This window comes from Pseudogemmobacter lacusdianii (assembly GCF_030848395.1).
GTDB classification, from domain to species: domain Bacteria; phylum Pseudomonadota; class Alphaproteobacteria; order Rhodobacterales; family Rhodobacteraceae; genus Pseudogemmobacter; species Pseudogemmobacter lacusdianii.
Genome location: NZ_JAVDBT010000001.1, coordinates 1 through 23,877, shown reverse-complemented (window position 1 = coordinate 23,877; position 23,877 = coordinate 1). Strand labels below are relative to the sequence as shown.

Below are 23,877 nucleotides of genomic sequence, written 5' to 3'. Positions count from 1 at the left end.
CGCACGCAAATCATCCGCCCCCTCCCCCGGAGGCATGGAGATTAAAGACCGACCGAGGCCAGAAAACCTAATGGAAACTGCAAGCTGCAGAGGTCAGGCAGAAACCTTAAACCCGATGCTGGCGCAGAAAGGCCAAGATATCCGCCGCGGGTCGGCTGCCCGCCAGCCGCGCCACCTCGCGCCCCCGCTTGTAAAGGATCAAAAGCGGAATGCCTTGGATGCCGAGCCGGGTCGAGATTTTCGGATGATCTTGCGTGTTGATCTTCGCAAAACGCACGCTTTGCGGCAAAGCCTTCGCCGCCTTAGCAAATTCCGGCGCCATCGCCCGGCAGGGCCCGCACCAAGGCGCCCAGTAATCCACCAAGACCGGCAGCCCGTCATTGCGGGTCATCTTGTCATGCGTGGTGGGGTCCAGCTCGGCGACTTTGCCCTCCAACAGGGCCTCACCGCAGCTGCCACAACGCGGCCCCTGCGCCAAACGCGCCTGCGGCACCCGGTTGGCCTGACCACAGGTGGCGCAGGTCAGCCGCAAAGCCTCGCCCTGCCGTGCCGGATCGGCTGTGAATTCACCCATTTTGCGCCTCCGCTATCCTAGCCCTGAGATCGGCACCGAGGCCGCCAAGATCAAGCCCTAGCCGCCCAGCCCCAAGAACCAGAACGTCGCTGCATAGCCCGCCGCCCCGGCCAAAGTGCCGCCAACGATGGATTTTCTCGGCCAGAACCCGGCGAATGTCGCCATAACGCCCATCGCCAAAGGCAAAATCTCTCGCGGTGCCGGGTAGATCTGCGGCAGCACCGAGGCCACAAACAGCGTCGCAATCGCCGCCGGTCCGGTCGAGGCCAAGAACCGCGCCATCACCCCGCCGGGGGCCTGCTCGCGCTTCATCAAAATCACCGGCAAAGCGCGAAAACCCCAGTTGGCCAGCCCCGCCAACAGCGCCATAATCAGCAAATCCGGGTTCATTTCCGCACCACCCCTGCCAAAGCGCCGCAGATCATTCCGGCCAGAATGCCTTCTGTGCTGGACCAGATCACCGTGCCCGCCACCGTCGCCACAGCCGCGACCGCAATCGCCGGCACCGCTTTGCGGGTCAGGATCGACAAAAGCAGCGACAGGAACAAAGCCGCCAGCATAAAGCCCAAGCCCGCATTCAGCGCCGGATAAGCCGCCAAAGCACCGCCGCCCGCCCAAGCGCCTAAGCCAGTGCCCGAGATCCAAGCCGCATAGGCCGCAAGGCCCAGCCCGAACATCCAAGCTTCCGAGAATTTCTGCCCCCGCGCCAGCGAGCCCAAGGCCTGACCAAAGACCTCATCCGTCAGGCCCCAACCCCATGCCCAAGCGTGTTTTCTAGAGGCCTCAGCCCCAACCTCTTTCATCAAAGCCGGGCCGTAAAGCACATGCCGCAGGTTCATCGCGATCAGCGTGAAGGCCGAAACCAGCACAGGTGCACCGCTGGTAAACAAAGCCAAAGCAAGGAATTGGCTCGCCCCGGCATAGATCAGAACCGAAAGCATTACCGCCTCGAACCAGCTGAGATCGGCCTTTACCGCAGCGACACCAAAAGAGAACGCAATCGGAAAATAGCCCAGCGCAATCGGCAGCCCGGTTATCAGTCCAGCCCCGAACCCCGGGCCTTCAGTCTTCGCAGTCATGACGCACCTTCTCTTAACCCATTCGGGATGCGCCAGCGGCCGACATCTGTCAACCACAGCCCCACTTTCACAGCAAAACAGCCGAGGTATGCCCCCGGCTGTTCTGAAACCCAAGCGTCTAGGAAAGCGGCCGGATTACTCCGCCGCCTCCATATAATCCTCGATCGGCGGGCAGGTGCAGATCAGGTTACGGTCGCCATAAACGTTGTCGACCCGGCCCACCGGCGGCCAATATTTGTCGACCCGGAAGGCGCCGGGCGGGAAGCAGCCAGCCTCGCGGCTGTATTTGCGATCCCATTCGCCGACCAGCGCCGCCACGGTATGCGGCGCAAAGCGCAACGGAGACTCTTCAGCCGCAATCTCGCCCTTCTCCACCGCCCGGATCTCTTCCCGGATCGCCAAAAGCGAGGTGATGAAGCGGTCAATCTCGGCCTTGGTCTCGGATTCCGTCGGCTCCACCATCAGCGTCCCCGTGACCGGCCAAGACATGGTCGGCGCGTGGAAACCATTGTCGATCAAGCGCTTGGCGATATCATCCACCGTCACGCCCACATCGGCAAAGGGCCGCGTGTCCAAGATGCACTCATGCGCGACCCGGCCTTTGTTGCCCATGAAGAGGATCGGATATTCGCCCTTCAACCGGCTCGCGATATAGTTGGCGTTGAGGATCGCCACCCGCGTCGCCTGCGTCAGACCCGCCCCGCCCATCATCAAGCAGTAAGCCCAAGAGATCAGCAGGATCGAGGCCGAACCCGCCGGTGCCGCCGAAACCGGACCTTCCTCGCCCCCGGTCTCTGGATGCCCCGGCAGATGCGCTGCCAGATGCGCCTTCACACCAATCGGCCCCATGCCCGGCCCGCCGCCGCCATGCGGGATGGCAAAGGTCTTGTGCAGGTTCAAATGGCTCACATCGCCGCCAATCTCACCCGGCTTCACCAGACCGACCAGCGCATTCATATTCGCGCCGTCGATATAGACCTGCCCGCCGTGGTCATGGGTGATCTTGCAAACCTCGCTCACCGTCTCCTCAAAAACGCCGTGCGTCGACGGATAGGTGATCATGCAAGCCGCCAGTTTATCGCCCGCCGCCGCTGCCTTGTCGCGGAAGTCGTCCAGATCCACATCACCATTCGGTGCGGATTTCACCACCACCACCTGCATCCCCGCCATCTGCGCCGAAGCCGGGTTGGTGCCATGCGCCGAGGTCGGGATGAGGCAGATCTTGCGATCCACATCCCCCCGCGCCCGGTGATAGGCGAGAATGGTCAAAAGCCCAGCATATTCGCCCTGCGCGCCCGAGTTCGGCTGCATGGAAAACGCATCATAGCCAGTGATCTCGCAAAGTTTCTCGGTCAGATCCGAGATGGCTTCGGCATAACCCGCCGCCTGATCCGCCGGCACGAAGGGGTGCAGGGTCGAGAATTCCGGCCAAGTGATCGGCATCATCTCGGCCGCAGCATTCAGCTTCATCGTGCAAGACCCCAGCGGGATCATCGCACGATCAAGCGCCAGATCACGGTCCGACAGCCGCCGCATATAGCGCATCATCTCAGACTCAGCCCGGTTCATATGGAAGACCGGATGGGTGAGATAATCCGAGGTCCGCAGCATCTCTTCAGGGAAGCCCAAAGCGGCGCGATGCGGCGGCAGGCCCGGAATACCAAAGGCGCGCAAGACCTTAACCAGCACCCGCTCATCCGTGGTCTCATCCAGCGAGATGCCAATCCGGTCATTGCCAATCTTGCGGAAGTTCAGCCCCTCGGCCCGTGCCGCAGCCAAAATCCCAGCTTGCCCCACGCCAACCTCAACCGTGATCGTGTCGAAGAAGGCCTTGGGAGAGACTTTCGCCCCCGCCGATTTCAACGCCCGCGCCAGCCGCTGGGTCAAGAAATGCACCCGCTCGGCAATCGCCCGCAAGCCCTTCGGCCCGTGGAAGACCGCATACATCGAGGCCATCACGGCCAGCAAAGCCTGCGCCGTGCAAACGTTCGAGGTCGCCTTTTCACGCCGGATATGCTGCTCGCGGGTCTGCAAGGACAAACGGTACGCCTTGCCGCCCTGCGCATCGATCGAGACACCGACAATCCGCCCCGGCATCTGCCGCTTATGCGCATCTTTCACCGACATAAACGCCGCATGCGGGCCGCCAAAACCAAGCGGCACGCCAAAGCGCTGGGTCGAGCCGATGGCAATATCCGCCCCCATCGCGCCCGGCTCTTTCAAAAGACACAAGGCCAGAAGATCGGTCGCCACCACCGCAATCGCCCCGGCCTCATGCAAGGCCGCAATCTGATCGGTGAAGTCGGTCACATGGCCGTAAGAGCCCGGATATTGGAAGATCGCACCAAAAACCTGAGCCGGATCAAGGTTCTCCGCCGCATCCTCAATCACCTCAATGTCCAAAGGCAAAGCGCGGGTCTTGATCACCGCAATGGTTTGCGGATGGCAGAAACGATCGACAAAGAAAGCCTTTGCCTTGGATTTCGCCAAACGCTCGGCCATGGCCATGGCTTCTGCCGCCGCCGTCGCCTCATCCAACAAGGACGCATTCGCCACATCCAACCCGGTCAGATCGCAAACCATGGTCTGGAAGTTCAGCAAAGCCTCCAACCGGCCTTGCGCGATCTCGGGCTGATAGGGCGTGTAAGCCGTATACCAAGCCGGATTTTCAAAGATATTGCGCTGGATCGCCGGGGGCGTCACCGTGCCGTAATAACCCTGCCCGATCAGGCTGGTCATCACCTTATTCTTGGCCGCCACCTCATGCATCCGCGCCAAAAGCTCATGCTCGGACAAGGGCGCCCAAGACAAAGCCTTCTTCTGCCGGATCGCCTTCGGCACCGTCTCTTCGATCAGCGCATCCAAGCTTGCAGCACCCGTCACCGCCAACATCTCAGCCATCTCTGAGGGCGAAGGCCCAATATGGCGGCGATTGGCGAAGTCATAGGGGTTATAATCACTCGGCGTAAAAGCCATTGGCCCACTCCCGGACAGCAGAAGGCCCAAAGCCTCCCCATTTCATCTGTCCTAAAATATCCCGGGGGGTCCGGGGGGCTGGCCCCCCGGCGCTCTCAACCTTGCGCGGCGCTTAGCCGATCAACTCGTTATACTCAGCCTCATCCATGAACTGGTCGAGCACCGAGAGATCATCCACCTTCATCTTGAAGAACCAGGCCTCGCCAGTCGGATCCTCATTCACCAAGGACGGCGTGTCGGAAAGCTTTTCGTTCACCGCAACGATCTCGCCATCCAAAGGCGCCAGAATGTCCGAGGCGGCTTTCACGCTCTCAATGACGCAGATCTCATCGCCTTCGCCGACCATATTGCCGGTGTCGGGCAGTTCAACAAACACCACATCGCCCAAAGCGGTGGCGGCATGTTCGGTGATCCCCACCACGACCAGATCGCCCTCAACCCGCAACCATTCGTGTTCTTTGGTATATTTCATCTCTCGCTCCTCAGCGTTTGTAATTGGTCGGGTGGAAGGGCATGGCGCTGACGGTGACCGGCAAGCGTTTGCCGCGCACCTCTCCCTCAATCTTGGTACCCAGTGCAGACAGTGCGGGGGGCACATAGCCCATAGCGATCGGTGCCTCGACCGAGGGACCAAATCCGCCCGAGGTCACAGCCCCCGCAACATCCGCGCCGTCAAAGAGTTCCGTGCCTTCGCGCATCGGCGCCCGGCCCTCAGGCCGCAAACCCACCCGCACCCGCGACGGCCCCTCGGCGAGTTCGCGCAAGATCCGCTCGGCGCCGGGGAAGCCGCCCTCCCGCGCGCCCCCTGCCCGGCGCGATTTCTGGATCGCCCAAGTGAGCCCCGCTTCCACCGGAGACACGGTTTCATCCAGATCATGACCGTAAAGGCAAAGCCCGGCCTCCAGCCGCAAGGAATCCCGCGCGCCCAGCCCAATCGGCATCACCGCCTCATGCGCCAAAAGCGCCTTGGCCAGCCCCTCAGCGCCATCATCCGGCACCGAGATCTCAAAACCATCCTCGCCGGTATAGCCCGAGCGCGAGATCCAAAGCGCCCCAAAGACCGTATCGACCGAGAGCACATCCATAAAGCGCATCGCCGCGACCTGCGGCACCAGACCCGCCAGAACCTCCTCGGCCCGCGGCCCTTGCAGCGCCAGCAAAGCGCGGTCTTTCACCGCCACAACCTCGGCCACAGCGCCCAGATGCAGCTCCATATGCGGGATGTCATGCGCCTTACGGCCCGCATTCACCACCACATAGAAATGATCGCCGCGATTGGCGAACATCAGATCATCCAAGATCCCGCCCGCCTCATTGGTGAAAAGCCCATAGCGCTGGCGGCCCTCGGGCAAGCTGGCCACATCCACCGGCATCATCGCCTCAAAAGCGGCAACCAAAGCCTCCATCGAGCCCTTCGGGCGCAGCAAAACCTGCCCCATATGGCTCACATCAAACAGCCCCGCCGATGCTCTTGTGTGAAGATGCTCCTTCATCACCCCGGCAGCATATTGCACCGGCATCTCATAGCCCGCGAAGGGCACCATCTTACCTTGAAGGCTGGTGTGAAGGTCGTGCAGACCCAAGCGCAAAAGGTCGGACAAGCTGTCCCTCCCCATTTTGGCCGGAAAAACCCCGGCACCGAACACGGCAGTGAACCCTGCCGCCCGATGCCCCCTCTGTCCTTGCCCCCGCTTGCGCGGCCTTGGGCGCCTGAGAATGTTATCCCTTCGGCGGACGCGTCACGCGCCTCTCTCCAGAGTCTTTTGCAGAAACGGTCCCTTGCGCCTGAGAGTTTACCGGGGCGGTTGCTCCTTCGGCACCGTGTGGTGTGACCCGCACGGATTCTCCCGATCCTGCATCCATAGGGTTAGCCTATCGCGCAACGGCTGAGCAAGCAAAAACGGAATGCGACGGGATACAAAGGCAGAAAGCGGCGCGACTTCCCCGCCAAACCCTTGCAGCCAAAAGAAAACCCCCGCCCAAGATTTCCTTGGAGCGGGGGCCATTTTCGCAAAGCCTATCGTCAAAAATCAGACTTTGGGCGCTTTCAAAAGCGGCATGAAATCCGCCATCTCCGGACCGGAATCGCGCCCCGTCAGCACCCGGCGCAGCGGGCGGAAGAGATCCTTGCCCTTGCGGCCCGTGGCGGCCTTCACCGCCCCAGTCCACTCGCCCCAGCTTGCCGTGGTCCAAGGCTGCGCTGGCAACAAAGCCACCGCTTGGGCGACAAACTCAGCATCCGCCTCATCCACCAAAGGCTCCGCCCCATCGCGGACCAGCGCCCACCAACCGGCCAAATCGTCAAGCACGGTGATATTGCCCTTGGTCGCGGCCCAGAAGGTCTCAGCCAAATCCGCTGGCACGCCCAAAGCGTCAATCCGCGGCTTCACCTCGTCATAGCCCTTGGCCTGCACCGCCGCGCGGGTCAGCGGGAAGAGATCCTCGGCATCAAACTTCGTCGGCGCCGAACCGAAGGACGTCACATCGAACCCTTCGGCCAGCTCATCCAGCGAGCCAAAGAGTTCCACCGGCTTCGACGAGCCAAGCCGCGCCATCAGCGACAGCAATGCCATCGGCTCCACGCCCCGCGCCCGCAGATCGCGCAAGGACAAGGTGCCAAGCCGCTTCGACAGCTCCTCGCCCGCCGCCCCCGTCAAGAGCGAGTGGTGCGCGAAAGCCGGAGGCGTGCCGCCCATCGCTTCCATGATCTGGATCTGCGTTGCGGTATTGGTCACATGGTCGGCGCCGCGCACGATATGCGTGACCCCCATCTCGATATCATCGACCGAAGAGGCAAAGGTATAAAGCACTTGCCCATCGGCACGGATCAGCACCGGATCGGAAACCGAAGCCGCATCGATCGACAAATCGCCAATGATGCCGTCTTTCCACTCAATCCGGGTCTGGTTCAGCAAGAAGCGCCAGTAACCCAGCTTGCCCTCGGCCCGCGCCGCCTCTTTCTCGGCCTCGCTCATATTCAGCGAAGCACGGTCATAGACCGGCGGGCGGCCCATCGCGGCTGCTTTCTTGCGCTTCAGGTCCAGCTCGGTCGGCGTCTCAAAGCATTCGTAGAAACGGCCCGCTTCCTTCAGCTTCGCTGCTGCCAGCTCATAGCGATCATAGCGCGCCGATTGCCGCTCAACCCGGTCCCATTGCAGGCCCAGCCATTCCAGATCCTGCATGATCGCATCGGAATATTCCTGCTTCGAACGCTCCTGATCGGTATCATCCAAACGCAGGATGAAGGTGCCGCCATTCTTGCGGGCGATCAGATAGTTCATCAACGCAGTGCGCAGATTGCCCACATGGATATAGCCGGTGGGCGAGGGGGCGAAGCGGGTGACAACGGGACGGGTCATGGGGTAGCTCCTTGGACCCGCATCCTCTGTCACACCCCCCAAAGAATGTCCAGTTTTGCGCCACATCCCGCCGCGTCAAAACCCGCAGACCAAAGCCGCCCCCCTGCCCCATTCATCTTGACTTAAATACTCTCGGGGGGCCAAGGGTCACAGGGCGGGGCGAAGCGCCCCCGGCCTGCAACATCAGTCGCGCGCGCCCCGCGGGATAAACCCGGTCAAAGCCCGCCCCACCACGGTCGAGGTCGAAGGCCGCGAGACCGAGTTGAAACTCAACGGCCGACAAAGCTCCATCGCCGCCAAACCAATCCGCGCCGTCAAAGCGCCATTGACCACGCCTTCGCCAAAGCGCCGCGACAGTTTTGAGGCCAAACCGCCCCCCGCCAAAGATCCCACCAGATCATCCATCAAAGCCACTGCCCCCGTCGCGAGCAATGCGGTGAACACCCGCCGCATCAGCCCCAAAGAGCCAATGCTGCCCGAGCGTCCGCCATAGATCTCGGCAATCCGCCGGATCATCCGCAGATTGGTCACCAAAGCCACCGCCACATCCGCCAAAGCGATCGGCACGAAAGCGGTGACCAGTGCCACCCGGCCAGCGGCGCTTTCCACCTCGGCTTGGGCGCGGGCATCCAAAGGCGCCAGAAGCGTGCTCTCGGCCAAGGCCAAAAGCGCATCGGCATCCATCACATCCGCCTCATGTTCAGCGAGCCGCGCCCTGCCCCAAGCCGTATCAGGCCGCTTGGCATAAAGCCGCGCCAGATTGCGGGTGACGCGCCGCGCGCCTGCCAGATCGCCCGAGGCCAAGGCCGCATCGGCATGGGCGCGAAAGCCATCCAGTCGCGAAAGCCGCGCCACCGCCGCCCATTCGCGAAAGGCCACCACCAAAGCCGCGACCAAAGCCAAGCCCACCAAAGACGCCGCAATCGCCCCCAGCAAAGGCTGGCGCGCCAAGAGATCCTCGACAAAGCGCCAAGCCGAAACCGACAGCCAGAAGGTGAACAAAGCCCCAAAGGCCCAAGCCGCAAAGCGCCATGCGCCCGAGGCCCGCACAGTCGCAATCTGCCCCGCCGCCAGCATCGCCCGCCCCTGCGGCGGGTCGATCACATCATCGACAAAGGGCGCCGAGGAAGGATCAGCCTCCTCCTCAACCTCCAAGAGATAGGGGCGCGGCCCGCGCTCCTGTGGCTCAAACGGGTCCCGTTCCCTCATTCCGCACGCCTCCAGATCATCCGCAAATCCGGCAGCCCCTCTTCATTACAGGCGCCATTGCTGCGTTCCGTCTCGACAAAGCCCTCACGGGTGTAAAAGGCAATCGCGCCCAGATTGTCCTGAAAAGTCAGCAAGGTAAGCCGAGGCTCCACCGCCTTGGCATCCTCCAAAAGCGCCTTACCAATGCCCTGCCCGCGCGCCCCTGCGGCCACATAAAACCCACCGATCACGCATTGCCGCACTGCAATAAAGCCCAGCGCGCGCCCCCTATCATCCCGCGCCACCCGCACCCGGTGGCTCGCGATCATCCGAGAGACAAAGGCCAGATCCTCATCGCGGCTGTGCAGGATCGGCATCCAAGCCAGCTCGCGCAGCCAATCGCCCAAGATCTGCGCCAAAGCGCCCGCATCTTCGGGGCGCGCATCCACAATCTGCATCAAAGCCGGTCCCCAAACAGGAACTCCGCCGCCCGGTCCAGCCGGATATGCGGCAGCCCCTGCCCCGGGGCGAGCCCCATCCGCGCGGGCGCAAAGCCCATAAGCGCGAAATCGGCATCCAGCCATTGCGCCGCCCCCTCCCGCGCCGGGTTCAACACCCGCAACGGATCATGCGGCAAAGCGCCGGGATACATCACCGCCTGCTTGCCACTGGCCAAAAGCCGCCCCCGCACCGCCGGCAGGCTTTCGCCCTCACGCTCAACCCGCTCTTCCACCGTGGCCCGGACCGAGGCAATCGACATCGCCGCCACCTCTGCCCCGGCATAGGCCGCGCGCGACTTCGCCTCAGCCAAAAGCGCCTCGGTAATAGCGGTCAGCTGCGGGTGCTGCTCATGGTGCAAATGATCCGCCTTGGTCGCCGCAAAGAGGATCTTCTCCACCCGATGCGCGCCCAAAAGCGAGGTCAGCCAGCTCGCGCGCCCCACCCGAAACGCGCCCAAAACCTCGGCCATGACGCGGCGCAAATCCGCCACCGCCTGCGGGCCTTGATGCAAGGCCCCCAAGACATCCATCAAGACCACCTGCCGGTCGAGTTTGGCAAAGTGATCGCGGAAAAACGGCGTCACAACTTTGGATTTATAGGCCTCATAGCGCCGCTCCATCTCGCGCCAAAGACTGCCGCGCGCCGTCGTGGCAGGCTGCGGCAAGGGCGCGAAGGTCAAGACGGGGCTGCCCGCCAGATCCCCCGGCAACAAGAACCGCCCCGGCGTGCAATCGGCAAAACCCGCCTCCCGCGCGGCGTGCAAATAGCCCGTGAAAGCCTGCGCCAAAACCTGCGCCTCAGCCTCATCAAGCTTGCGCGCGCCGTCCACCGCCCGCGCCTCGGCCACGAAATCAACGGCTTGGCTACGGCTGTTGATCCGGCTCAGGGTCTCTTCCGACCATTCCGCATAGGACTTCTCCATCAAGGACAAATCCAAGAGCCATTCGCCGGGATAATCGACGATATCGAGATGAATCACCTGCGGGCCGCGCCAGCCCGCCAAGAACCCCGCAGGTTTCACCCGGAACGACAGCCGCAACTCCGAGATCGCCCGCGTCGAATCCGGCCAACGCGGCACCTCGCCGGTCAAAGCCGCCAAATGCCCCTCGAAGTCGAAACGCGGCAAGGTCATGTCGGGTTGCGGCTGCAAATGCACCAGCTCAATCCGGCCCTCGCGCTCGGCGCTCAGCTGCGGCATCCGGCCCCGGTGCAGCAAATTGGCGATCAGCCCGGTGATGAACACCGTCTTGCCCGCGCGCGACAGCCCGGTGACCCCGATGCGCAAAACCGGCTCAAACAACAGCCCCGAGACCGAGGCCTGCACGCCCTCAATCCCGCGTGCCAATCCATCGGTGATGCCGAAACCTGCCAATCCACTCTCCTTAAACCCCGTTCAAGATAGGGGGCGGCGCACGACTTGGGAAGGTGCACCGCGCGCCAGTGGACGTTGCTGCCGCTTTCGGCTATCCGGCCCCCATGCCGCGCTATGCTTTCAAGATCGAATACCACGGAGCCCCGTTCTGCGGCTGGCAAAGGCAGGCGGGTGGCCTGCCTTCGGTGCAGCAATCGGTGGAAGAGGCTTTGGCGCGGCTTGAGCCCGGCGATCATCGCATTGCCGCAGCGGGCCGCACCGATGCGGGCGTCCATGCCACCGGCCAAGTCGCCCATGCCGATCTTGCCAAAGACTGGCAGAGCTTCCGGCTGGCCGAGGCGCTGAATTGGCACCTCAAACCCCAGCCCATCGCGATCACCGCCTGCGCGCAGGTGCCGGATGATTTCCATGCCCGCTTTTCCGCGATGGAGCGGCGCTACACCTTCCGCCTCATCAGCCGCCGCGCACCGGCGACGCATGACAAAGGCCTCGTCTGGCAGGTCTCGCAGCCTCTGAACGCCGAAAAAATGCGCCAAGGGGCCGCCCATCTTATCGGCTTGCAGGATTTCACCACCTTCCGCTCGGTGATGTGTCAAGCCGATAGCCCTGTGAAAACGCTAGACGAAATCCGCATCGAAGAGCTGGACTATCCCGGCGGGCAAGAGTTCCGCTTCTACTTGCGCGCCCGCAGCTTCCTGCACAACCAAGTCCGCTCCATCGTCGGCACATTGGAACGCGTCGGCGCTGGCAGTTGGTCACCAGACCGCGTGGCCGACGCGCTGGCGGCGAAAAACCGCGCCGCTTGTGGCCCGGTCTCGCCACCCGATGGGCTTTATCTGACGGCAGCAGGCTACCCGGCCGATCCTTTCGCCTGAAGCCAAGCCCATCAGAACTTGAAGCTGATCCCCAACTTCAAGCGCTGTGAGCTCATATCGCCGCCGATGACTGTCGGAACATTGGGCATGCCGGGGCTGATATTGTCGCCCGACGCATCAGCGCTGCCGAAATGGATGTATTCATATTCAGCCCGCAGCACCCACTTCTCAGATAGCGCGTGATCGATACCAATCCCCGCCAAAAGGCCCCAGCCCAATGCGCCGCTGGCATCGATCACGCCGGGACCACAGGGCGCGGCTGTGCAAGTGTCGACGAACGTCGCCCGCGCATCCGAATAGGCCAAGCCAAGCTTGCCATAAAACAGGCTTTTATCCCGGACCACACCAAGGCGGCCTGCCAGCGTGCCATACCAGCCTGCCTCAACCCCGCCTGCCGCATCATAGGGATCCCCAAAAGGGTCGTTGAACGGCGGAAAAGCCGACCCCTCAGCCTCCGAGCGGCCGATTTCCAGTTCTACACCATAGACTTGCGTATCTCGCTGCCAATTATAGCCACCAAAGATCCCCCATTGCGCGCCTTTGGTGTCCACGTCGAAACTATAGGGCGGGAAGCCGGGAATGCCGCCGTTATAACTCGTATCGTCAAATTGGCTGGAGTTGCGGCCATGCCCAGCCGTCAGGCCGATATAGGCGCCACTCCAATCGATGCTCTGCGCATTCACCGCCGCGCCTTGCGCGAAAAGACTGCCCGCAAAGGCAACCATCAAGACCTTGTGCATCATTTTAAACCTCTCAATTCACTCAATAAAAGCCGTGTCCCAAGAAATCGCGAGGCACGATTCTCTTTGTACAACAGCACAGAATCATCACTTTAGCGTTAAAATGCCAACCAAAGAGGCTATCGCTAACTAAAGATTAGCAGTTAAGCCCGAACAGCGACCAAGCCTCAGCTCCTGTCGCCATAGGGCAAAAAATGCTCAGCCCCTGCAAAAGCTAGCATAATCGCCAAGCCGAAACGGCGGCTTAGACTAAGAATTTTAAGGAGATTGGAGCGGGTGACGGGAATCGAACCCGTACCATTAGCTTGGAAGGCTAAGGCGCTACCACTACACCACACCCGCCGCTCTGGCCGCTTCCTAACGGAATTCGACCTGCCCTGCAAGCACTTGGCGGCGCGCGTTGCCCAAAACGGCCCCCGCGCGCCGGTGTTGCCTGCCAACGGCTATTTCTTCACGATCCGCCCATCGAGATAGGGCTTATAGGGCGCGTTTGCGGCGATATATTCGGCCACCACATCCGCCAGATCCGGGCCGTAATCATAGGCCTTGTCGGCATCCACGAAGACCGAGAATCCATCCCCGCCCTGACGCACATAGTTATTGGCCACGACAAGATATTTCGCCGCACCGTCAATCGGCCCCCAAGCCTCGCCCGCCCTCACCTCGACATCGCTGATCCGGCTGCCCACCGGCTGAGCAATATCAAAGGCATAGCGCAGCCCCGCCACCTGCAAGAAGCGCCCGCCCTTTTCCTCATATTGGCTGACCGCATTCTCCAAAGCCGCCAACACCGTCTCGCCCGAGACCTCAAAGGTCGAGAGCGTGTTCTGGAACGGCAGCACCGTCAGCACCTCGCCCATCGTCACCTCGCCCGCATCGATCGAGGCCCGCAGCCCACCCGAGTTCACCAGCGCAATCACCACCCCCTGATCGGCGACCCGCGCCAAAGAGGCATCTGCCACCAGATTGCCCATGGTGCATTCCACCTGCCGGCAATTGTCGCGGTTGCCGTCGATCTCCGCCGCCGTCTCGGCCACAACTTTGCTGCGGATCTCATCGAGAGGCACCGCCAGCTCGGCAATCCGCTCAACCGTCGGCGCATCCTCCGCCACCGCCTGATCCATAATCAAAGGCTCACCCGTGGCCGAGATCACCTCGCCCGCATCGTCGAATGTCACATTCAACTCGCCCAGAAACTTGCCGTAAGCATAAGCCTGCACGATGGCCGTTTTGCCAACCATCGTCGGATAGGGGCCTTTGGCATCGGGGCTGGTGTTCGACAGGTACGTGTTGTCATGGCCGCCCACGATCACATCGACCCCCGTGGTCCCCTCAGCCACCCGCTGATCGACCAGATAGCCCGAATGGCTCAGGACGATGATCTTATTCACCCCCTCGCCCGTCAGCCGATCCACCTCGCCCTGCACCGCCTGCACAGGATCGGTGAAGACCACATTCTTGCCCGGCGAGGCGATTTCCGGCGTGTCCAAAGGCGTCAGTCCGATCAGCCCGATCTTCTCGCCACCGCGCTCAATCACCACGGATTTCTGGATCTTATCCTTCAGCAAAGGCTCACCCGAGATATCGGCATTCGACATCAACACCGGGAATTTCACCGCCTCGACAAAGCCCTTCAGCACCTCGGGCCCATCATCAAACTCATGATTGCCCACGGTCATCGCATCATAGCCAAGCTTGTTCATAAACTCGGCCGTCATCACGCCCTTATAATGGGTGTAGAACAGCGTGCCCTGAAACTGATCGCCGCCATCGACCAAGATGGAGTTGTTCGACCGCGCCCGCGCCTCGGCCAGCGCCGTCACCAACCGGGCCGAGCCACCAAAGCATTCCCCCGCGCCATTATCCTCGGCCGAGCAGGGCCCGTCCGAAGAGGAAATCGGCTCATAGCGGTCATGGAAATCATTGGTGTGCAGAATGGTCAAAGCGTAATCGGCTTGCGCCATGCCTGAGCCAAGGCCCAAAGCCGCCACCGTGCAAAGCAGTGTCCGATGCATCGTCAACCTCCAACTTGGCGAAAGACCTTCAGACTGGGCCGCATCCGTTCCCCTGTCAAAGCCGATGATGCGCGGCGGCCCCTTCCCGCCAAACGCACATAAACGCTTGGTCACAGCGCCCCGCCGCCCGCCTTCGGCCCATTGACCGAGCCGCCGTTCCGGTGCAATGCAAAGCGATGCTCATCTATAAGATCCTCCGCCGCCCCGAATGGGATGCCTTCCGTGCCGCGGGTGAAACCGCCGGCGCGCCGGTCGATCTGCAAGACGGCTACATCCACTTCTCTACCGCCCCGCAACTGGCTGAAACCGCGGCCAAATGGTTCGCCACCGAAAGCGATCTGGTGCTGGTGGCTTTCGATGCCGCCACCCTCGGCCCCTCCTTAAAATGGGAGCCCTCGCGCGGCGGCGCACTCTTTCCGCACCTCTACCGCCCCTTGCGGCTTGATGAGGTGGTCTGGGACAAATCCCTGCCCCTTGGGGCCACCGGCCATATCTTCCCCGAAGGTGTCTTTTGAACCTGCTCGAATCCTCCGGCCTGGCAATCCTGCGCCAGATTGATCCCGAAACCTCGCATGCTCTGGCGCTTAAGGGCTTGAATTCCGGCCTTTTGCCGCTGCCCGGCCCGATCACCTCGCCCCGGCTTGGCACCATGATGGCCGATCTGCCGCTTTTGAACCCGGTCGGCCTTGCCGCAGGTTTTGACAAAAACGCCACCGCCGTGGCCAAGCTGTCGCGCGCGGGCTTCGGCTTTATCGAGGTCGGCGCCGCGACACCCTTGCCGCAAGATGGCAATCCCAAGCCGCGGCTTTTCCGCCTCAAAGAAGACCGCGCCGCGATCAACCGCTTTGGCTTCAACAATGACGGCATGACCGCCATCGCCGCCCGGCTCGAGCAGCGCAAACGGGGCCCCGTGCCGGTCGGCCTCAACCTTGGCGCCAATAAAACCTCGCAAAACCGCGCCGCCGACTTTGCCCGCGTTCTGGCCACCTGCGGCCCGCATGTCGATTTCGCCACCGTCAATGTCAGCTCCCCCAACACTGAAAAGCTGCGCGATCTGCAAGGCCCCGCCGCCCTCGCCGCCCTCCTTGAAGGCGTGATGGAGGCCCGCGCCAGCCTGCAAGTCCCGATCCCGGTCTTCCTCAAAATCGCGCCCGATCTCAACGAAGATGAGCTTGCCGCCATCGCCGAAGTCGCGCTCTCCTCGCGCCTCTCGGGCATCATCGCGACCAACACCACGCTGTCGCGCGAAGGTTTGAAATCTGCACATAAGGGCGAGGCTGGCGGCCTTTCCGGCGCTCCAGTGTTCGAAAAGTCCACAAGGACGCTGGCGAAACTTTCGCAACTCACCCAAGGCCAACTGCCGCTGATCGGCGTTGGCGGCATCTCCAGCGCCGAGGAGGCCTATGCCAAAATCCGCGCCGGAGCCTGCGCGGTGCAGCTTTACACCGCCATGGTCTACCACGGCCTGTCGCTCGCCGCCCGCATCGCCAAAGGCCTCGACCGACTCCTCACCCGCGACGGCTATGCCAACGTCGCCGAGGCTGTCGGCACCGACCGCGACCGCTGGCTCTAACCCCTCTCTGGCACCACTCCCCCTGCCCATTTCATCTTGATAAAAATACTCCACGGGGGTCCGGGGGTGTGAAACCCCCGGCTGCCGGCCCAAACGCAACCTCAGCATTGAGCCGCACCCAAAACCCGTTAACCTGCCTGCATGTTCCAACCCGTCGCCGTCCCGCAATGGCTGCTCCTCTTGATCCTCGGCTTTGCCGCGATCAGCTTCGTGACGCATTTCCTTTTCCCATCCGTGCGTTGGTTCTTCCGCCACCGGGCCGAGCGCGCGCTCGACCGTCTCAACGCAAGGCTCGACCGCAAGATCGACCTCTTCAAACTCGCCCGTCGCAGCGACATGGTGGCCCGCCTCGCCTATGACCCCAAGGTGATCGAGGCCGCGATGGCCCATGCCGCCGAGACCGGCGTCCCGGTCGCCGTCGCCTTCGAAGAGGCCCGCCGCTACGCCCGCGAAATTGTTCCGGGTTTTTCCGCCACGGTCTATTTCGGCTTCGGCACCCATGCCGCAAAATGGCTCAGCCGTCGGCTCTTCCGCGTCCGTGTTGGCAAGATCGACCCAGCTCTGCACCAGATTGATCCGCAGGCCACTATGGTCTTCGTGATGAACCACCGCTCAAATGTCGATTATCTTCTCGTGACTTGGCTGGTGTCCGAGCGCAGCGCCATTGCTTATGCGGTCGGCGAATGGGCCCGCGTCTGGCCCCTCTCGGGGCTTATCCGCTCGATGGGCGCTTATTTCATCCGTCGCGGCGGCCATAACGCGCTCTACCGCAAAGTGCTGGCCCGCTATGTGCAAATTGCCACCGCCGAGGGCCAGACCCAAGCCATCTTTCCCGAAGGCGGCCTGTCGCTCGACGGCCGCATCGCCCCGCCCAAACTCGGCCTCCTCAGCTATATCCTCGAAGGCTGGAGCGCCGACCAACGCGACGTGGTTTTCATCCCCGTCGGCCTCGCCTATGACCGCGTGCTCGAAGACCGCGTGCTGGTCGAGGCCGCCAAATCCGGCACCCGCCGCTTCCGTTTGCGCCCCCTGCGCGTCGGTTATCAGGCCTTGCGCTTTTTCTGGGCGCGGCGGCGCGGCAAAACCTCGGGCTTCGGCACCGCCGCCGTCGCCTTCGGCCCGCCGCTCTCGCTGCGCAGCTTCCTTTCAACCGCCCCGCAAGACCCGGTCGACAGCCTCGGCCGTCAGCTCATGCAAAGCATCGCCGAAGCCGTGCCGGTGCTGCCCGTCCCCCTGACCGCCGCCGCGCTCGCCCAAAATCCCGCCAGCAAAACGCAGCTTTTGCAGCATATCGAAGAGCTTACCCAAAACCTTGAAGCCAGCGGCGCGGTTCTGCACCTGCCCCAAGGCGGCGCCAAGGCCACTTTGGCCGAAGGCCTGACCCAGTTACAAACCCGCGGCCTCATCTCCGACAGGCTGCACCCCATCCCCGGCAAAGAAGCGCTTTTGGCCTTCTACGCCGCGTCAATCCCGCAGCCAGCGCCACCGCCACACGACAATGCCGCAACGCAGCGGACATAAAATTACAAAACTACAACTCCAACCATTGCATTCTTGCGCGGCCAATTCTAATCCTTGCCGCAAGACCGCGCCCGATTCTGCGGCGCGGCATGCCAATGGAGAGTGCAATGGCTCTGGACCATGCAAGCGGCATCGCCGCCTATGATGCGCCCGTGAAGGATCTCTACGAGATCGGTGAGATGCCGCCCTTGGGCCATGTTCCCGCGCAAATGTATGCTTGGTCGATCCGCCGCGACCGCCATGGCGCGCCCGAAGATGCGATGCAGTTGGAAGTCGTCGACACTTGGAAGCTCGGCAGCCATGACGTTCTGGTCTTGGTGATGGCGGCAGGCGTGAACTACAACGGCGTCTGGGCCGGTCTCGGCGTGCCGATCTCGCCCTTCGACGGCCATAAGCAAGATTTCCACGTGGCGGGCTCGGATGCTTCGGGCATCGTCTGGGCCGTGGGCGACAAAGTGAAGCGCTGGAAAGTCGGCGACGAGGTCGTGGTGCATTGCAACCAAGACGACGGCGACGATGAAGAATGCAACGGCGGCGATCCGATGTTCTCACCCACCCAGCGCATCTGGGGCTACGAGACCAATGACGGCTCCTTCTCGCAATTCACCCGCGTGCAGGCCCAGCAGCTGATGCCCCGCCCCAAGCACCTGACGTGGGAGGAATCGGCCTGCTACACCCTCACCCTCGCCACCGCCTACCGGATGCTCTTCGGCCATGCCCCGCATGACCTGAAGCCCGGCCAGAACGTGCTCGTGTGGGGCGCTTCGGGCGGCCTCGGCTCCTACGCGATCCAGCTGGCCAATACCGCTGGCGCCAATGCGATCGGCGTCATCTCCGACGAATCCAAGCGCGATTTCGTGCTGTCCTTGGGCGCCAAAGGCGTCATCAACCGCAACGACTTTTCCTGCTGGGGCCAGCTGCCAAAGGTTAACTCGGAAGAGTATAACACTTGGCTCAAAGAGGCCCGCCGCTTCGGCAAAGCGATCTGGGACATCACCGGCAAAGGCGTCAATGTCGATATGGTGTTCGAGCATCCCGGCGAGGCCACTTTCCCGGTCTCCTCGCTGATCTGCAAAAAGGGCGGCATGGTGGTGATCTGCGCTGGCACCTCGGGCTTCAACTGCACCTTCGACGTGCGCTATATGTGGATGCACCAAAAGCGCTTGCAGGGCAGCCATTTCGCGCATCTGAAACAAGCCGCCGCCGCCAACAAACTGATGGTCGAGCGCCGCTTGGACCCCTGCATGTCCGAGGTTTTCCCGTGGGCTGAGATCCCCCAAGCGCATACGCTGATGTGGAAGAACCAGCACAAGCCCGGCAATATGGCGGTGCTGGTGCAGGCCCCGCGCACGGGCTTGCGCACCTTTGAAGACGCGCTCGAAGCCGGCCGTAAAGGTTAACAAAACCGGTCAAAACCTGCGTATTTTCACGCAAAGCCGCTGCAAACTTGGCCCTTTGCAGCGGCCCCACCGCCCGCATCTGCGCTTTTCGCTTGTCTAGACGCGCCGTCACAGGCTTTGCTTTGCGAAGGGTCACAGCACCCTTTGCAAAGCAAAGCGCGGAACCGGATCAGCGGGGGCCACATGCGGCACGATTGGGTGTTCGATGTTCTGCACGATATGCTGAGCTATGCGCGCCGCAATGACCTGCCGGACCTGGCCCTTCATGTCGAGCGCACCCTGGCCGCAGCCGAGGTCGAGATCGCCAAGGCCGATCCCCCGCGCCGCCCCGCCCGCTCGGAAACCAAGCACTAAGCCCCGCCCGGTTGGGGTGGCCCTTCCCGCTTGTCCCGGCTAATCTGCCGCGATGAAGCCCCCCGCCCTTACCTTCTCCGACGATCAGGCCCAGGCCTGGGACCGCCTCGCCGCCGAGCTGAACGCCCATGGCGTCGACCTGGCCGAGGGCCTCACCACCCCGCCGGTGGAAGGCAGATCGATGGTCCTTGCGATCACCGGCAAAGCGGGTTCGGGCAAAACCATGTTGCTCGCCAGCCTTTACAACGCCATGCGCGAGGCCGGGGTCGAGATCATCTCCGGCGATTACGAGAGCAAAAAGCGCAAAGAGCGCCGCAGCCTCGCAATCCTCGCCCCCACCAACAAGGCCGCTTCCGTTTTGCGCCTGCGCGGTGTGCCCGCCACCACGATCCACCGCATCCTCTACACCCCGGTCTATGACCCGGAATATGAAAAGATCGCCGAATGGCTCTCGGGCCAAGGCCCACGCCCCACGATCGAAGGTTTCAGCGAACAGGCGCTCGACCGCGCACATGCATTTTTCCAACAAGTCGCCTCGATTCCGGGCGCACTTGCCGCCGCTGGCTTGAAAGGATCGGACTTTATTAAGGGTTGGAAGCGGCGCGAGGATCCTTTGGACATCGGCTTCGTCGATGAGGCCTCGATGCTTGACCAACGCCAGTTTGACGACCTGCGCGAGATCTTCCCGCGCCTCGTCCTCTTCGGCGATCCGGCCCAGCTTGCCCCCGTCGGCCTCTCGGGTGAGATGGTCTTCGACAAACTCGGCCCCACCCGCCAGTTGCACCTCAACCGCATCCACCGCCAAACCCAAGACAACCCGATCCTCGACCTCGCCCATGCTTTGGCCGACGAAAACCTCACCTTCGACGGCTTCGAGCGCATGGTGCAAGAGCGCGCCCGCAACGATGACCGCGTGGTCTGGTCCGAGCGGGTCGACAGCGATCTCATGGCGCGCAGCCCGGTTCTGGTCTGGCGCAACGCCACGCGGATCAAACTGATCCAAGCCTTCCGCATGGCGCATGGCGCGCCCGAAACCGACCTCCTCCCCGGCGAACCCTTGGTCTGCGACGGGATCGAACTGCCGCTTAAACACCGCAAAAAGCGCATCGACCTTGAAGCCCGCGGGTTAATCAAGGGCGCGCAGGTGATCTACCTTGGTCCGGGCTCGCGCACGGGCTTTGCCAAGCTGCACGTCCTTGGCACCGAAGACCCGCAACTCTCCGCCGCCTCGATCATCAAGATCGAAAAACCCGATGAGGAAGAACCCTTCATCCCACATGCCGCCACGATGGGTGCGGCCTTCCTGCACGGCGCCGCCGTCACCATCCACAAGGCGCAAGGCTCACAATGGCCCGAGGTGCAGGTCTTCGCCCCCGACCTCTCCGCCGCCGCTTGGGCCAACCGGACCGAGGCCGGGGTGCCGCTCTGGAAGCGCCTCGCCTACGTCGCGATCACCCGCGCCGAAAAGCGCCTGCATTGGATCGTGCGCAACCGCCTCGCCCGCCCCACCACCCCGCTCTCGGTCGCTGATCTCAAACAGGCCCCCGCCCCCCTCGCCCTGCAAGCCCAAGAAGACTAACCCGAAAACGCCGCCGCCCGGATCACAGCGCCCCCTCCCGGCCTTTTCATCTTGATAAAAATACTCCGCAGGAGGTTTGGAGGGGCGCGCAGCCCCTCCAAGAGCCACCCGCGCCCCCGTTTCATTGATAAAAATACGCCGCGGGAAGGTCTGAAGGGGCGCGAAGCCCTCCAGCCCCCGTTGCAGCGCCAGCCCTTCCGCCTTACCCTCGGCGCCATCCAAAGGAGGCCCCAAATGGCGCTGGTATTCGTCCAATTTCGCTGCACCCCCGGCAAAACCTATGAGGTGGCCAATGCCATCTGGGATCTGGAAGTGGTGAGCGAGCTTTACTCGACCTCTGGCGAATGGGATCTGATCGCCAAAGTTTATATCCCTGAAGATCAAGACATTGGCCAATATCTGGCCTCAAAGCTCTTCATCGTGCCGCATGTCTCGCAGACGCTGACCACGATGACCTTCAAGGCCTTCTAAGCGGCCAAAGCCCCGGCGATGCCGCAACGGCATCGCTGCGGCGCAGCGATTGACAAGGTGCGATTGTTGCAGCTATCCATTTTCCAGCGAAATAATATTGCGCAGCCAGATTCGGATGAGAGCCCAAGTCTCCTCCCCTTGCGCAAGCCTGCGACGGAGAATGCGATGACGGAAGCAGCCAAGCCCCAGACCGAAACCTCGGTCAAAACCGACAAGCCTTGGCTCTTTCGCACCTATGCCGGACATTCCACCGCAAGCGCCTCCAACGCGCTTTACCGCTCGAACCTCGCCAAAGGCCAAACCGGCCTTTCCGTCGCCTTCGATCTGCCCACCCAGACCGGCTATGACAGCGACGATCCCCGCGCCAAGGGCGAGGTCGGCAAGGTCGGCGTGCCGGTGGCCCACCTCGGCGATATGCGCGCGCTTTTCGCCGATATCCCGCTGGAGCAGATGAACACCTCGATGACGATCAACGCCACCGCCCCTTGGCTCTTGGCGCTTTATATCGCCACCGCCGAGGAGCAAGGCGCTGATATCTCAGCCCTGCAAGGCACGGTGCAGAACGATCTCATCAAAGAATATCTCTCGCGCGGCACCTATATCTGCCCGCCGAAACCCTCGCTTCGGATGATCACCGATGTCGCGGCCTACACTCAGGCGCATCTGCCGAAGTGGAACCCGATGAACGTCTGCTCCTACCATCTGCAAGAGGCCGGAGCCACGCCCGAGCAAGAGCTGGCCTATGCCCTCGCCACCGCCGTCGCGGTGCTCGACGACCTCAAAACCAAGGTCTCGCCCGCCGATTTCCCCGCCATGGTCGGCCGCATCTCCTTCTTCGTCAACGCCGGCATCCGCTTCGTCACCGAGCTGTGCAAGATGCGCGCCTTTGTCGAGCTGTGGGACGAGATCACCGAGACCCGCTACGGCATCCAAGACGCCAAATTCCGCCGCTTCCGCTATGGCGTGCAGGTGAACTCCCTTGGCCTCACCGAGCCGCAGCCGGAAAACAACGTCTACCGCATCCTTCTCGAAATGCTCGCCGTCACGCTTTCGAAAAACGCCCGCGCCCGCGCCGTCCAACTCCCCGCTTGGAACGAGGCCTTGGGCCTGCCGCGCCCCTGGGACCAGCAATGGTCGCTGCGCATGCAGCAAATCCTCGCCTATGAGACCGACCTCTTGGAATATGACGACCTCTTCGACGGCAACCCCGCCGTTGACCGCAAGGTCCAAGCCCTGAAAGAGGGCGCGCGGGCCGAGCTGGCCCAGATCGACGCCATGGGCGGCGCCGTCGCCGCGATCGAGCATATGAAATCCCGTCTGGTCGAGGCCAATGCCGCGCGCATCGCCCGCATCGAATCCGGCGAAACCGTGGTCGTCGGCGTCAACCGCTGGCAAAAGGGCGAGCCCTCCCCCCTCACCGCCGGCGATGGCGCGATCATGGCAGCCGATCCTGCGGCCGAGGCCGACCAGATCGCCCGCCTGCAAGCTTGGCGCGCCGCCCGCGACAGCGATGCCGTCGCCGCCGCCCTGACCGAACTGCGTGAGGCCGCCCGCTCCGGCGCCAATATCATGCCCGCCTCCATCGCCTGCGCCCGCGCCGGCGCCACCACCGGCGAATGGGGCAATGTCGTACGCGCGGCCTTCGGCGAATACCGCGGCCCGACCGGCGTGTCGAAATCCCCCTCCAACCGCACCGAAGGGCTTGAGCCGATCCGCGCCGCCGTCGATGCGGTCTCGCAAAAACTCGGCCGCCGGCTCAAATTCGTCATGGGCAAACCCGGCCTCGACGGCCATTCCAACGGCGCCGAGCAAATCGCCGCCCGCGCCCGCGACTGCGGCATGGACATCCATTACGAGGGCATCCGCCTCACCCCCGCCGAGATCGCCGCCGCCGCCGCCGACCAAGAGGCCCATGTCTTGGGCCTCTCCATCCTCTCCGGCAGCCACCTCGCTTTGATCGCCGACACGCTCGAGGCTTTGCGCGCCGCAGGCCTGCGGCTCCCCGTCGTGGTCGGAGGCATCATCCCCGAAGAAGACGCCGAGGCCCTGCGCCAAATGGGCGTCGCCGCGGTCTATACGCCGAAGGACTTTGAGCTGAACCGGATCATGATGGACATCGTGGGGCTGGTGGATGAGGCGGCGTAGGGGGCCAGGTCCAAACTACTGCACGCCAGCAGGCGGCGGTTCATCCCTCAGTTAAGAACCGCCGCGGAAGGCACTTCATGAAGAGTTTCTCTAGGGTCAGGACTCGTTCTTGTGTCATAGCCAGAAGATGACGGTTGCGGCGAGGGCGACGACGG

General features: G+C 62.8%; 21 protein-coding genes, 1 tRNA gene and 1 riboswitch. Of the genes, 9 read left to right on the top strand and 13 right to left on the bottom strand.

The window, feature by feature from the left end:
• Positions 1 to 106 precede the first annotated feature (106 nt).
• The 10 genes from trxC to Q9295_RS00065 form a co-directional block, all read right to left on the bottom strand.
• The gene (gene trxC / locus Q9295_RS00110) at positions 107 to 574 is read right to left on the bottom strand and encodes a thioredoxin TrxC (protein ID WP_306678195.1); all 468 of its coding nucleotides are present in this window, start codon (positions 572 to 574) and stop codon (positions 107 to 109) included.
• A gap of 57 nt (positions 575 to 631) precedes the next feature.
• The gene (locus Q9295_RS00105; RefSeq protein ID WP_306678194.1) at positions 632 to 964 is read right to left on the bottom strand and encodes an AzlD domain-containing protein; all 333 of its coding nucleotides are present in this window, start codon (positions 962 to 964) and stop codon (positions 632 to 634) included.
• Entirely contained in the window at positions 961 to 1,653 is a 693-nt protein-coding gene (locus Q9295_RS00100) for an AzlC family ABC transporter permease (RefSeq protein ID WP_306678192.1), read from the bottom strand. Before Q9295_RS00100 ends, Q9295_RS00105 begins: the two co-directional genes overlap by 4 nt.
• A 135-nt stretch (positions 1,654 to 1,788) precedes the next feature.
• The gene (gene gcvP / locus Q9295_RS00095; protein WP_306678190.1) at positions 1,789 to 4,629 is read right to left on the bottom strand and encodes an aminomethyl-transferring glycine dehydrogenase; all 2,841 of its coding nucleotides are present in this window, start codon (positions 4,627 to 4,629) and stop codon (positions 1,789 to 1,791) included.
• A 112-nt stretch (positions 4,630 to 4,741) separates the two neighbouring features.
• Positions 4,742 to 5,101, bottom strand: a complete 360-nt coding sequence (gcvH, locus tag Q9295_RS00090) for a glycine cleavage system protein GcvH (protein WP_306678189.1) — start codon at positions 5,099 to 5,101, stop codon at positions 4,742 to 4,744.
• A gap of 10 nt (positions 5,102 to 5,111) precedes the next feature.
• The gene (gcvT, locus tag Q9295_RS00085) at positions 5,112 to 6,245 is read right to left on the bottom strand and encodes a glycine cleavage system aminomethyltransferase GcvT (protein WP_306678188.1); all 1,134 of its coding nucleotides are present in this window, start codon (positions 6,243 to 6,245) and stop codon (positions 5,112 to 5,114) included.
• A 146-nt stretch (positions 6,246 to 6,391) separates the two neighbouring features.
• Positions 6,392 to 6,489, bottom strand: a riboswitch (glycine riboswitch).
• 170 nt (positions 6,490 to 6,659) lie between these two features.
• Positions 6,660 to 7,988, bottom strand: coding sequence for a glutamate--tRNA ligase (gltX, locus tag Q9295_RS00080; protein ID WP_306678186.1), 1,329 nt, complete (start codon positions 7,986 to 7,988; stop codon positions 6,660 to 6,662).
• Positions 7,989 to 8,171: 183 nt separating this feature from the next.
• Positions 8,172 to 9,197 carry a YcjF family protein gene (locus Q9295_RS00075; RefSeq protein WP_306678184.1) on the bottom strand — a complete coding sequence of 342 codons (1,026 nt, stop codon included), beginning with the start codon at positions 9,195 to 9,197 and terminating at the stop codon, positions 8,172 to 8,174.
• On the bottom strand, positions 9,194 to 9,634 hold the full coding sequence (locus tag Q9295_RS00070; RefSeq protein ID WP_306678183.1) for a GNAT family N-acetyltransferase: 441 nt from the start codon (positions 9,632 to 9,634) through the stop codon (positions 9,194 to 9,196). Before Q9295_RS00070 ends, Q9295_RS00075 begins: the two co-directional genes overlap by 4 nt.
• Positions 9,634 to 11,049, bottom strand: a complete 1,416-nt coding sequence (locus Q9295_RS00065) for a YcjX family GTP-binding protein (protein WP_306678181.1) — start codon at positions 11,047 to 11,049, stop codon at positions 9,634 to 9,636. The genes Q9295_RS00070 and Q9295_RS00065 overlap by 1 nt, the downstream gene beginning before the upstream one ends.
• A gap of 104 nt (positions 11,050 to 11,153) precedes the next feature.
• Between Q9295_RS00065 and truA the strand changes: the two genes are divergently transcribed.
• Positions 11,154 to 11,924, top strand: a complete 771-nt coding sequence (gene truA / locus Q9295_RS00060; protein WP_306678760.1) for a tRNA pseudouridine(38-40) synthase TruA — start codon at positions 11,154 to 11,156, stop codon at positions 11,922 to 11,924.
• 11 nt (positions 11,925 to 11,935) lie between these two features.
• On the opposite strand, the gene Q9295_RS00055 is transcribed toward truA, so the two are convergent.
• The 3 genes from Q9295_RS00055 to Q9295_RS00045 form a co-directional block, all read right to left on the bottom strand.
• Positions 11,936 to 12,667, bottom strand: a complete 732-nt coding sequence (locus tag Q9295_RS00055; RefSeq protein WP_306678180.1) for an outer membrane protein — start codon at positions 12,665 to 12,667, stop codon at positions 11,936 to 11,938.
• Between the two features lie 265 nt (positions 12,668 to 12,932).
• Positions 12,933 to 13,006 (bottom strand) — tRNA-Gly (locus Q9295_RS00050).
• A 101-nt stretch (positions 13,007 to 13,107) separates the two neighbouring features.
• On the bottom strand, positions 13,108 to 14,679 hold the full coding sequence (locus Q9295_RS00045) for a bifunctional metallophosphatase/5'-nucleotidase (protein WP_306678178.1): 1,572 nt from the start codon (positions 14,677 to 14,679) through the stop codon (positions 13,108 to 13,110).
• Positions 14,680 to 14,855: 176 nt separating this feature from the next.
• On the opposite strand from Q9295_RS00045, the gene Q9295_RS00040 reads away from it, so the two are divergent.
• The 8 genes from Q9295_RS00040 (at position 14,856) to Q9295_RS00005 (ending at position 23,722) form a co-directional block, all read left to right on the top strand.
• Positions 14,856 to 15,194, top strand: coding sequence for a DUF952 domain-containing protein (locus tag Q9295_RS00040; RefSeq protein ID WP_306678176.1), 339 nt, complete (start codon positions 14,856 to 14,858; stop codon positions 15,192 to 15,194).
• Positions 15,191 to 16,252 (top strand): quinone-dependent dihydroorotate dehydrogenase, encoded by a 1,062-nt coding sequence (locus Q9295_RS00035; RefSeq protein WP_306678175.1) that lies wholly within the window; start codon positions 15,191 to 15,193, stop codon positions 16,250 to 16,252. The genes Q9295_RS00040 and Q9295_RS00035 overlap by 4 nt, the downstream gene beginning before the upstream one ends.
• 141 nt (positions 16,253 to 16,393) lie before the next feature.
• Entirely contained in the window at positions 16,394 to 17,773 is a 1,380-nt protein-coding gene (locus Q9295_RS00030) for a 1-acyl-sn-glycerol-3-phosphate acyltransferase (RefSeq protein WP_306678174.1), read from the top strand.
• Positions 17,774 to 17,880: 107 nt separating this feature from the next.
• Positions 17,881 to 19,173: a crotonyl-CoA carboxylase/reductase gene (ccrA, locus tag Q9295_RS00025; protein WP_306678173.1), complete on the top strand. Its 1,293-nt coding sequence runs from the start codon at positions 17,881 to 17,883 to the stop codon at positions 19,171 to 19,173.
• A 183-nt stretch (positions 19,174 to 19,356) separates the two neighbouring features.
• A complete protein-coding gene (locus Q9295_RS00020; RefSeq protein ID WP_306678172.1) occupies positions 19,357 to 19,527 on the top strand; it encodes a hypothetical protein in 171 nt (56 codons plus the stop codon).
• A gap of 52 nt (positions 19,528 to 19,579) precedes the next feature.
• On the top strand, positions 19,580 to 21,106 hold the full coding sequence (locus tag Q9295_RS00015) for an ATP-dependent DNA helicase (RefSeq protein ID WP_306678171.1): 1,527 nt from the start codon (positions 19,580 to 19,582) through the stop codon (positions 21,104 to 21,106).
• A gap of 234 nt (positions 21,107 to 21,340) precedes the next feature.
• Positions 21,341 to 21,577 carry an Lrp/AsnC ligand binding domain-containing protein gene (locus tag Q9295_RS00010; RefSeq protein ID WP_306678170.1) on the top strand — a complete coding sequence of 79 codons (237 nt, stop codon included), beginning with the start codon at positions 21,341 to 21,343 and terminating at the stop codon, positions 21,575 to 21,577.
• 165 nt (positions 21,578 to 21,742) lie between these two features.
• Entirely contained in the window at positions 21,743 to 23,722 is a 1,980-nt protein-coding gene (locus Q9295_RS00005; protein ID WP_306678169.1) for a methylmalonyl-CoA mutase family protein, read from the top strand.
• Positions 23,723 to 23,877: the final 155 nt, after the last annotated feature.